The sequence below is a fragment of the Flammeovirga sp. SJP92 genome (assembly GCF_001583495.1).
GTDB lineage: Bacteria > Bacteroidota > Bacteroidia > Cytophagales > Flammeovirgaceae > Flammeovirga.
Genome location: NZ_LQAQ01000106.1, coordinates 1 through 2590, shown reverse-complemented (window position 1 = coordinate 2590; position 2590 = coordinate 1). Strand labels below are relative to the sequence as shown.

Annotated in this window: 4 protein-coding genes; all 4 read right to left on the bottom strand. The window is 37.9% G+C overall.

The window, feature by feature from the left end; all coding sequences use genetic code 11:
- Nucleotides 1–65: 65 nt before the first annotated feature.
- Nucleotides 66–356, bottom strand: a complete 291-nt coding sequence (locus AVL50_RS27615; protein ID WP_062620474.1) for a hypothetical protein — start codon at nucleotides 354–356, stop codon at nucleotides 66–68.
- A complete protein-coding gene (locus AVL50_RS27610; RefSeq protein WP_062620473.1) occupies nucleotides 353–1012 on the bottom strand; it encodes a glycoside hydrolase family 108 protein in 660 nt (219 codons plus the stop codon). Before AVL50_RS27610 ends, AVL50_RS27615 begins: the two co-directional genes overlap by 4 nt.
- 19 nt (nucleotides 1013–1031) lie before the next feature.
- Entirely contained in the window at nucleotides 1032–1457 is a 426-nt protein-coding gene (locus AVL50_RS27605) for a peptidoglycan-binding protein (RefSeq protein WP_062620471.1), read from the bottom strand.
- A 144-nt stretch (nucleotides 1458–1601) separates the two neighbouring features.
- Nucleotides 1602–2270 carry a hypothetical protein gene (locus AVL50_RS27600; RefSeq protein WP_062620469.1) on the bottom strand — a complete coding sequence of 223 codons (669 nt, stop codon included), beginning with the start codon at nucleotides 2268–2270 and terminating at the stop codon, nucleotides 1602–1604.
- Nucleotides 2271–2590: the final 320 nt, after the last annotated feature.

Here is a 2590-nt window from a genome sequence, read left to right as displayed (position 1 = left end):
TTCATCATTTGTGGTCGGCTGATAGGGTTTCACACTTAATCCTTGCTGTTTCATATTTGTAGCCGTTATTGTCCTACTTTAGTTAGTTTCAATCCCTTCTTTTCCAGCTCATCAACAAAATTCTGCATCTTCTTTTTATAGAGACCTCTTCGATCATAATCATAAAAGAGATGTCCAGCTGCCGTACCAAACAGCATAGGAAGGTTTGACTTTGAGCCAAGTGCCTTCCCTACTGCTTGACCTAACACACCACCAAAAACAGAATATAATGCTCGTTCTGTATCTGGTGCTATGCGGTGCTTACCATCGTCTATAATTTCAATCTCAGGTTCAATGACTTTATTATCTGTGATCATGATAAATTATTGTAATACTGATAGAATAGGTAAGCTCCTACACCTGCCATAATTAAGGTTGATGTAGTAACCAATGTCTTGTTGTTCATTGCTGTGTCATATACATAAGAGTAAGCACGTTTTAACCACCCTTTCAGGAATTTTGACTGATTAGGGTAAGTGGCTCTATGCTTATAGTAAGCTACTCTCTCATTGGTATAACTTTGAAACAATGACTGCTGATTAACGGAGTTGATAGCCTTTAATGTTATTGGCCCAATAGCTCCGTCCACTGATAGTTTTTGACCGAATTGCTCATTGAGCACTCGTTGAAGTACCTTTACTGCATTTCCTCCTGCATTCACTCCAAAGTCAAAAATCAAACCTGCTACATTAGCATCTTTTACATGCTGCAGATTCCTTCTTAACCAGAAATGATCGTAGTAGAAACCTTTCACTAATTGATCAAGGTCTGCATTGTTGATTCTATAATTCCAAGGCAAACGTCCACCTTTCTTTCGCTTTTCAAAATCAACAATCTGCCACCCTTTCCAAGTTGGATGATATTTACGGGCTACACCCATATAAGTCTCTCCTCCAATATCACCTGATACATTAGCATAGTAGCCCTCATGAGTGATTGTTTTGGGGTAGATTTTGTTAAAAACTGCATCCATTTTTATTGTGATTTTCAGGTTATAATAAATCAGATAGTTTAGTGGTTGTAATACCCACTTTTACAAGCAGTTCAGCATATTCCTGCACTGTAACTTCTGTACCATAGCCAAGCTCATTGACTGCTTTTTGGGTTCCTGAGCCAAAAATACCATCTGCACCGCCAGTAGTTCTTACATGAAACGCAGCTGTGTTATTACCACTTTTCATAATAGCTTCCTGAAGTAACTTTACTTCATTGCCTCTGCTCCCAAAGCGAAGCGGAAAATTTCTAGCCTGAGTAATAGGTACAATATCCTTGTTCTCCTTTGTGTCGAAGGAAAAGTTACTGTCAGGAGAATAGGATGGTTGAGGTAGTTGTGGCGTTGCAGGTTTACTTTTTGAGCTACTGCCAAACAATGTATAAGCCGCCAAACCTGCACCGATCAATAAAATTAGGTTGTTCATTTTTTATACGAAATAGTTCATAATCAATAGTTTTTCCTTATCTGACATTTGTCTTGATGAACCTGAAGATAACTGCCTTTGAGCCTCTACGGCACTTTGTTCAGTTATTTCATTGCCATCTACCCAAACGTTATAAGGTTTACCTCAAATCATCACTGACACCTGCTTGAAACCTTTGTATTGCTTGCCGGTCAACGGTCCTAAATAGGTATCGTTTTTCAGATGAATAATTTTTTCTCTTCCATATGCAAAGCCAGGCAGATATACATCGGAAACAGTCTTGAAAAGAGGCTCCCCGTTCCAGCTGTTCACTTTGGCATAAGTGGCTGTTGATTTATCTGTGCTGATTATCACAGGGGAAGGTTTCAGATAAATAATTGAATCTATTTCCTTCTTTTCATCAACATCAAGCTCCTTTGATAAATCAGTAGAAAGGGATCTGTCATAAAGCTTTTTATACATTGCTGTCACTAGACTAAAAGGTATACCCCTTAGTTTCATCAGCTTTAAAGCACCTTTAATTGATTCCTCATCTGTGTTGGACATGAATGTGAAAACGGGATTACCCCATGTATGCAACGAATTGTAAATAGTAGTTGCAATACGAACGGCCTGACCTTCTTTTGAATCAACCCCATAGGCACTATTTGCCTCCTGTTCGTCTTTTTTCTTTTTCCAACGGTCAAAAGCAAAGTAAGCTACTCCTAAAGCACCAATGGTTCCAATGGTACCCATTATTGTATATTTATTCTCGCTGATGACTTCTTTTGCCTTACTGACGCCTTTATTTACTGTTGTTGCCGCTATTAACATTTTACTAGCTTAATGAAACACTAACATTTTGGACTGAAAGCCAGTATATGCGTTCGAGATTTGAAATGTAGTATTTATTGTTTCTTCAAAAATCTGATTCTCCTTTAAAAAATTCATTTTAGGAGAATGGAAATCCTGTCTCTGCCTCCATTTTTTGGCGGCATCTTTCTTTGATAAACGTTTTGTACTTTCCTTTCTCATCTCCTGACTTTATTAGATAAATGTGTGGAACTTCTTAATTTTCTGATTGATGCCTTTTTTATTGGCCTTGGCCGCTAAAAGCTTCATATTATCTACTGTGATTGTTTAATACTTGCAGA